Annotated in this window: 5 protein-coding genes; 3 read left to right on the top strand and 2 right to left on the bottom strand. The window is 51.8% G+C overall.

Going from position 1 to position 8317, the window contains the following annotated elements; all coding sequences use genetic code 11:
* From LZ24_RS16450 to LZ24_RS16440, 3 genes are all read left to right on the top strand, one after another.
* On the top strand, positions 1-733 hold a 733-nt coding region (locus tag LZ24_RS16450; protein WP_246118629.1), incomplete at its 5' end, for a thiamine pyrophosphate-dependent enzyme.
* A gap of 389 nt (positions 734-1122) precedes the next feature.
* Positions 1123-3870: a response regulator gene (locus tag LZ24_RS16445; protein ID WP_144686801.1), complete on the top strand. Its 2748-nt coding sequence runs from the start codon at positions 1123-1125 to the stop codon at positions 3868-3870.
* Positions 3871-3930: 60 nt separating this feature from the next.
* Positions 3931-4557 (top strand): PAS domain-containing protein, encoded by a 627-nt coding sequence (locus tag LZ24_RS16440; RefSeq protein WP_186443224.1) that lies wholly within the window; start codon positions 3931-3933, stop codon positions 4555-4557.
* A gap of 94 nt (positions 4558-4651) precedes the next feature.
* Here the strand turns inward: LZ24_RS16440 and LZ24_RS16435 are convergent, their stop codons facing one another.
* Both LZ24_RS16435 and LZ24_RS16430 read right to left on the bottom strand, forming a co-directional pair.
* Positions 4652-7054, bottom strand: coding sequence for a TOTE conflict system archaeo-eukaryotic primase domain-containing protein (locus tag LZ24_RS16435; RefSeq protein ID WP_186443223.1), 2403 nt, complete (start codon positions 7052-7054; stop codon positions 4652-4654).
* A 45-nt stretch (positions 7055-7099) separates the two neighbouring features.
* Positions 7100-8317, bottom strand: a 1218-nt coding sequence (locus LZ24_RS16430; RefSeq protein ID WP_144686799.1) for a sigma-54 interaction domain-containing protein, incomplete at its 5' end; no start/stop codon positions are given.

Here is an 8317-nt window from a genome sequence, read left to right as displayed (position 1 = left end):
TGCTCTGGCAACGGCCCCTGCCCATGATCTCATTGATCAGATTCTGGATCAGGCGGACCTCTTTGTGAAAAAATCCCACTGGGTCTTCGGTGGCGACGGCTGGGCCTATGACATCGGCTTTGGCGGCCTTGACCATGTTCTGGCCTCCGGAGAAGACATCAATATCCTTGTCATGGATACGGAAGTTTACTCCAACACCGGTGGTCAGTCCTCCAAGGCAACGCCTACGGGTGCCATTGCCAAGTTTGCCGCATCCGGCAAGAAAACGGCCAAAAAGGATCTTGGCCGCATGATGATGAGCTACGGCTATGTGTATGTGGCTTCCGTATCCATGGGTGCCAGTAAGCAGCAGGTGCTCAAAGCCTTTGTGGAAGCGGAAAACTACCCCGGACCTTCCATTGTCATCTGCTATGCCCCCTGCATCAATCAGGGCATCAAAAAGGGCATGGGCAAGACCCAGGAAGAAATGAAGCTGGCCGTAGAGTCCGGTTACTGGCCGCTTTACCGCTACAATCCCCTGCTGGAGGAAGAGGGCAAGAATCCCTTTGTTCTGGAGTCCAAGGCTCCGGACGGAACCCTGCAGGAATTCCTTTCCGGTGAAAACCGCTTTGCCGTACTGGAAAAGACCTTCCCCGAAGAGTCTAAAAAACTTCGTGCATCCATCGAAGACCAGTACACCAGGCGTTATGCAGCCTTGAAGTACATGGCAGACGCCAAAGGCAGCGCAGAATAAAAAAATCCGGGGGGCCTTAAGGCTTCCCGGACGATAGAATGAAAAGGGGATGCGGCCTGATGCCGTGTCCCTTTTTTTGCCTGTTTTTGCAGCCTAAAAATCATCTAAACGTCAGGTCTCAGCCCACCCTCGGAAAGCCATGTTCTGAATGGATAAAAAATCCTAATTATTCAGCAGCTTCGTACTGTTGCAAGGCTCCGTGGCTATTTGCAAGTGACATTGCAATCGTTTCGCGTCACGGGCAAATAGCCTGGGGCCTGTGCATATGTCTTGCAGCTATGGTACTTGGAAAACTGTGCTGAACGGTTACAAAAAATCATCCATTGTGCTATCCCCAAAGAAAAAACAATGTGCTAGACTTCTTCTTGAGCCGTAAAAAGGAGTCTGAAATGGAGATACCAAACAAAGAATACAGTGCGGATTTTAAGCTTACCGTAAGCCTTGCCGCCATCAGAAACGAAGGGGGCATTGAAGACATTGCCCGACGCTTCAGCCTGTCGCCGGATACCATTAAAGAATGGAAAAATGAATTTCTCGCCGGAGCCATGGAATTCTTCAGGGACAAAGAAAAAACAACAGAAAAAACCGACTCTTTGCAGCACCTGCACCAGCAGATCCGGCGACTCAACGCAAGCATGGACCGTTACCGCAGCCTTTTTGAAACCATGGACCAGGGTCTCATCTATCAGGATGCCCTGGGAAGAATGATTGACTGCAATCCTGCGGCCCAAAAACTTTCCGGCCTCAGCCCTGCCCAGATGCAGGGAAAGATCCCCCTTCCTTCGGACTGGCAGGCCTTTCGGGAAAACGGAGAACCTTTCCCTGAGAAAAAAAATCCCCTTTCAGATATTTTACGCTCAGGCAAACCAGCACAGACATCCCTCATGGGCGTTCAGGATACCGGGAACACGAAACCCCGCTGGCTTTTGATCTCCGCCATGGCCCATCATGAAGAAAATGGCCAAAACAAGGGCCTTTTCATCTACCTGACAGATATTACAGAAAGAAAAGAGGCCGAAGAAAAGGTTGCAGCCTATGCCAGAGAACTGAAAGCGAACAATGTCGCCCTTGATAAAGCCCTTCTCGTGGCTGAGCAGGCCACCCTTGCCAAAAGTGAGTTCCTCGCCAACATGAGCCACGAAATCCGTACCCCGATGAACGGGGTCATCGGTATGACAGAGCTTCTGCTGGACACCCCGCTGAATCCTGAACAGCAGCACTATGCGGGTACCATCCAGAAAAGCGGAGAAAATCTGCTGACACTGATCAATGATATTCTGGATTTTTCCAAAATTGAAGCGGGCAAGCTGGATATGGATGTGCTGGATTTCAATCTTGAGTCCCTGCTGGATGATTTTGCCATGACCATGGCCGTGCAGGCCCAGCAGAAAGGCCTTGAACTCATCTGCCATGCAGAGGCGGATGTACCCCTATGGCTACGGGGCGATGCGGGCCGTCTGCGTCAGATTCTCAACAATCTGGCTGGCAATGCCATCAAATTCACCCAAAAAGGGGAAGTTGAGGTCAAGGTGGCCCTTGCGGACCCCGAAAAAAAGCCCCCGGCCACAGGGGAATTATCGTCTGCAAAAGATCCGGAAGAAGTCCGTCTTCTCTTTTCCATACGGGATACGGGCATTGGCATACCCGAAGATCAGGTACACAAGCTTTTTCAAAAATTTTCACAGGTACAGACGGCGGCCAACCGGCAGTTCGGCGGCACAGGTCTGGGGCTGGCCATTTCAAGGCAGCTTGTCACAATGATGAAGGGAGAAATCGGCGTTCACAGCAAAGAAAAGGAAGGCACCACATTCTGGTTCACCGCCGTATTTCCACTTCAGAAACAGCAGGAAAACCAAAAGCCCCTGATCCCTGAAAAGCTGAACGGCCTTCACATTCTTGTGGTGGATGACAACGCCACCAACCTTGAAATTCTCGGTAAAAATCTCAGAAGCTGGGGGGCACACCCCACCCTGCTGAGTGATGCGTCCTCCGCCCTCAGGACCCTCTCCGAATCCTTCCAGACCGGCCCCCCCTTTGACCTTGTCATCACAGACATGCAGATGCCCGGCATGGACGGCAAAGATCTTGGAAAGGCCATCAAATCCAATCCCCTGCTCTCCGGAATCCCCCTTGTGATTCTCACGTCCATGGACCAGTTCGGTGATGTGCAGCTTTTTGAAAAACTGGGTTTTGCGGCTTATATCAGCAAACCCATACGCAGGTGTGAACTCCTTGAAATACTGCAAAGCGTGATGGCCAGACCTTCTGAAGGCACTGCGGATCACGCCATCATCACCTGCCATCATATTCATCAGAAACGCTTTCAGCTTCAGCACCTGCCCCGTTTTACCGCTCGTATTCTTCTGGCCGAAGACAACATCACCAATCAGGAGGTCGCCCTTGGCATCCTTAAAAAAATGGGGTTGAAGGTACATGTGGCGGCCAATGGCCTTGAGGTGCTGGAAGCCCTGCGAAACATTCCATACGATCTGATTCTGATGGATGTGCAGATGCCGGAAATGGATGGCCTTGAAACCACCCGGCAGATACGGAAGATGGAGGCTGAAAAAAAACATCCGCTTCCGGCCCTTCCCATCCTTGCCATGACCGCCGGAGCCATGAACGAGGATCAGGCCATATGTCTGCAGGCAGGCATGAACGACTACATTACAAAACCCGTGAACCCGGAAAGACTTGCCCTTGTCCTTAAAAAATGGCTGCCTGTGCTGACAGATGAAAAACCCGTAAAAACAGATCAGGCTGACGGATCAGAAACTTTTAAGGAAAAAGATCTTCATATTTTCAATCAACAGGAACTGATGCAAAGAATGATGAACGATGGGGATCTGGTCCATGAAATCTTACGTACGGTGATTCAGTCCCTGCCCCAGAGGATGCATGAACTGCGTCTGGCAATTCAAAAGGAAGGTCTGGATGAAATCCGCCTGCAGGCCCACACCATCCATGGCATGGGACTCAATGCCTCCTGTGCCGCCCTTGCACAGGCTGCATCTGCCATGGAAAAGGCCGCCGTTGAAAAAAGAAACCGCCAGACCTTTGAAACGCTCATGTTCCTTCTGGAAGAAGAATTCAGACGGCTCATGGAAAAAATTGAGGTAAACGGCCCCCTGGCATGATGTTTTTAATGATGGCCATAACGCATGGCCGTTCAGCATATCAATATAAGGGAGAAGACAATGGGAAGAACGGATTTTATGGAAAAACTGGACGCCTTCATGGAAAAGGAACTCATCCACTCCCAGTTTGCCTGGTGGGAATGGGATATCCGCATCAACCGTGTCATCTGCAATGACCTGAAAGTCACCATGCTGGGTTATGATCCCAAAGATTTCACCGATGTGGGGTATCAGGCATTTACAGAGCTCCTCCATCCCATGGATTTTGAACGGACCATGCAGGCCATGCGGGACCATCTGGAAAACCGCGCTCCCCTTTATCAGATCGACTACCGTATTCTGAAAAAGGATGGAACCTATACCTGGTACATGGACCGGGGATACGCCATAGACCGGGATGAAAACAACAAACCGCTCCGGCTGCGGGGAATTGTGGTGAACCTTGGTTTGGAAATGGAAGAAAAAGCAAAGGATGCAGGCTATTTATCCCAGATACGCCAGCGCCTGCCCTCCCCTGCCAGTGGCGCAGAACACATTGTCACCCTCTGCTCCGTGTGCCAGCGTTTCCGTATTGAGGAGCTGCTCTGGGTCCGGGTTCCCCATGAATTCGATCAAGCCTTTCCCGAAAGAATCTCCCACGGCATCTGCCCGGACTGTATCTCCACCCTGTATCCGGAGTTTGACTGAAAAAACGTCCCAGGGGACCTTGCAAAAACTTTCAGACACTAAAAAATATCATTACGGATCTGGCACATGTGTGCAAATCATTAAAACCTGGTTATCAAAGAGCCCCAATCTGCCTGATCCCATATCCCATGGCTCTATAGCTGCGCTGCCGCTTATCCCACATGCGAGCAAGCTGAGGCTGACTCTTTTCCACATAATCATAAATTCGTACATCCTTTTTGTGCTCATGCTCCCGGTGCAACCGCCCGGCATATTGCTGCAACGTACCCTTCCATGAAATCGGCATAGCCAGCACCAGGGTATCAAGCGGCGGGTGATCGAAGCCTTCACCGATCAGACGACCGGTAGCAAGCAAAACCCTCGGAGTGGATTCATCAAGGCCGTCCAACTCACGGAAGACCTTCGCCCGCTCTTTTTTTGGCAGGCGACCATGCAGCACAAAGCAGTTTTCAACGCCATCCCCCATACACTCCCTGAGAATAGCCAGATGGTCTGTACGTTCCGTCAGTACCAGCACTTTGCGCCCTTCCCGGTATGCATCAACAGCATCCATGGCAATGCAACGGTTACGCACCTTGTCATTGGCAAGCATTCTAAATATTTCTTGAATCGATGCATCCGGCGCTGTTTTCGTTCCACCCGGATCCTTCCACCAGACTTCCATCCGGTTCGGGGCAGCTTCAGATCTATCAGCCATGTGGCGAACAGGCCCGCACTGCATGAAAATAATCGGGTGATGCCCATCACGGCGTATCGGCGTAGCCGTAAGACCCACCACATATTTTGCCTTTGACTGCTTGAGAATGGCCTCAAAAGAAAAAGCCGAAAGGTGATGACACTCATCAATGATGATCTGTCCATACGGTTTCAGAACTGCCCCCAGATCTTTCGACCTTGACAGTGACTGCATAAGAGCAATGTCAATGCTGCCGGATGGTTTCTTTTTACCACCGCCAATAAGACCCAGTCCTTCTTTGGGCACATCCAGAAATACGGTAAGCCGTTCCTGCCACTGACGCTGCAATTCGGTACGATGCACCAGCACCAGCGTACTCACCCGGCGCCGGGCAATGAGGGAGGCTGCCGTGACGGTTTTCCCATAGGCCGTCGGCGCACAGAGTACACCTGTCTCATGTTTCAGCATCTGTTGCACCGCTTCCTTCTGATCCTTACGTAGGGTACCGTTAAATCTGATAGCCAGCCGATGCCCAGACAAGCGTTCATCCTGAACCTCCGGACAGATACCGTTTTCCTGTAACAGATCCAGAAGGGCATCAAGACAGCCACGCGGCAGAGCAATGTGCTGTGGATGATTTTCTGCACATCCGATAATACGCGGCTTGTTCCATACCGGAAACCGCATGGCCTGGGCCTTGTAAAATTCAGGATTCTGGAAGGCAGCCAGCCGTATCAGACGATTTGTCAGAGTTTGAGGCAAATCACCCTTGGCAATGAAAATCTGATGGGCCAGTACAAGAGTCAGAGATTTTGGCAGGGAGCCTGTCAGCCGGGTACAGACAGGCAAAGGAGCTTGCCAGGGTTTAGAATTCTCTTCTTCAAGATCATAGTTCACATCAAGGGAATGTCGTCCTCCTGTAATCCGCAAAAGGAAATTTTCCAAATCTTTTAAAGACATGGGCCGGATGGAAGCCAGAAAGCTCCACGGATCAGGACAGGCTTTGAAATCCGAACCAACAAAAACACTCCGCCCCAATAGTCTGGGCTGCTTCTGCAAAGGCAATGCTATCAGGTTTCCAAAACCACCTTTGGGCATGGTGTCCTGATTGGGAAACAGTCGATCATAACTGGCAAGGGACAGTTGGCGGGTACGGTCACAGGTATGGCTGATCAGGGACGCGCCAAGCTTGCGGGCTTCACTGGCCGGAACGGGCTCGGCAAAGAATATCCAGACGTGTGCGCCGTTGCCGGAACGGGAAATCTCCAATGCAGCCGGAACACCAAACTCCTGACAGGATTCCATGAAGGCTCTGGCATCCTCACGCCAGTCTGACTCATCAAAATCAGCTGCCAAAAAATAACATCGGTCATCATTCAACAGGGGATAAACTCCGATGGTCTTTTTTCCTGCCAGATGGTCATAGATCAACGCATCGGTCACAGGCAGCAACTGCCGCTGGCTACAGTCACCGCATTTAATTCGTGGCTTATGGCAGATACCGGTTTTCCACTCATTGCCGCAGGCTGGTGCATAACCGGATTTGCCTCTGGCTGATTCCCAGCGATGGGCATAGACATCCTCACGCCCCCTGAACAAACGACGGAACAAGACAATTTTTTCTTTGATGCTGAAATACTTTGGTATCGGGATTGTGGCTTGTTCAGACTTTGGTAAATAAGAAACCGTTTCTGAAGGTAAAATTTCTTCAAAGGAAATACCATTTCTGATTAAAAGAGCTTTGAGACGGATATTCTCCTCTCGAAGACGCATCAGCTCATCCTGTTCTTCCAAAGCTTTGTCCTTATAAATCAAATCCATACACCACCATATCCTTTCCCGGATTTCAGACCTAGCCCTTATCCATCACACCACCCCCAGCCTTTTCATCCGGCTGCGGAGGGTATTGGGATGCAGCCCCAGAATGGTGGCAGCTCCCCTTTCTCCGGCAATTCTGCCACCGGTTTCCCGTAAAACCGCACGGATATGTTCAGCCATCACCCCATCCAGGGTCCGGTTCTCCGGAAAACATCCCCTACCCTCCCTTACAGCTTCATTCCCCCTGTCCGGCAGAACGGAAAAGGAAAGGGGCCTGCCCTGACAGAGAATCAGGGCACGCTCCACCACATTCTGCAGCTCCCGTACATTACCGGGCCAGTCATAGGCCATCAGCCCGTCCAGTCCTCCGGGGGCGATATCTGGACGATAGGGAAGATTCATCTCCTCACATTTCATACGGATAAAATGATGCACCATGGCAGGGATATCCTGCTTTCTTTCCCTGAGTGGCGGAATATGAACGGGAAAAACATTGAGGCGATACCAGAGATCCCGGCGGAACTCTCCCAAAGGAATCATGGATTCCAGATTTCTGTGGGTGGCAGCCACAATGCGCACACTGGCCCTCATGGATCTGGCCCCCCCTACCCTTTCAAACTCTCCGCTCTGGAGAACCCGCAGAAGCTTCACCTGGGCACTGGCGGGAAGTTCCCCGATCTCATCCAGAAAAAGCGTTCCGCCATCGGCCCGCTCAAACCGCCCCGGCATGGTTTCCAGCGCTCCGGTAAAGGCCCCCTTTTCATGGCCAAAAAGCTCGGAATCGATGAGAGATTCCGGAATGGCACCGCAGTTGACCCGAATCAGCGGGCCCTGGGATCTGCGGGAAAGGGAGTGGATCTCGGAAGCCACCACTTCCTTTCCCGTACCCGTTTCGCCCAGAAGCAGTACAGGGCTGTCCGTGGGAGCCACATGGGCCATGAGTCGGCGGACTTCCTTCAGTCCGCTGTCTGCCCCCACCATCACATTGCCCATCATGCGCCGGGCATCCTGCTGCAGGGCCTTGTGATCCCGGACCAGATCCATGTAGCGCAGGGCATTGGAGAGGGCAATGGCAAAGGGTTCATTGAGCTCCCTCACCAGAGCCGCATGGCTGTCTTTATAATGATTGGATCCAAGGGTACTGAAAGTCAGGTTGCCGATGAGGGTTTTCTGGATGCGCAGACCACAGGTCATGCTGCAGAAATCACCTATTTCCATATGCTGCAGGGCAGCCACTCCGGAACGCACCGTCCGGAGAATCTCCCG

It is taken from the genome of Desulfobotulus alkaliphilus, assembly GCF_007830435.1.
GTDB classification, from domain to species: domain Bacteria; phylum Desulfobacterota; class Desulfobacteria; order Desulfobacterales; family ASO4-4; genus Desulfobotulus; species Desulfobotulus alkaliphilus.
Note: the sequence above shows the minus strand (reverse complement) of the source record. Positions and strands in the feature narration are given on the sequence as shown.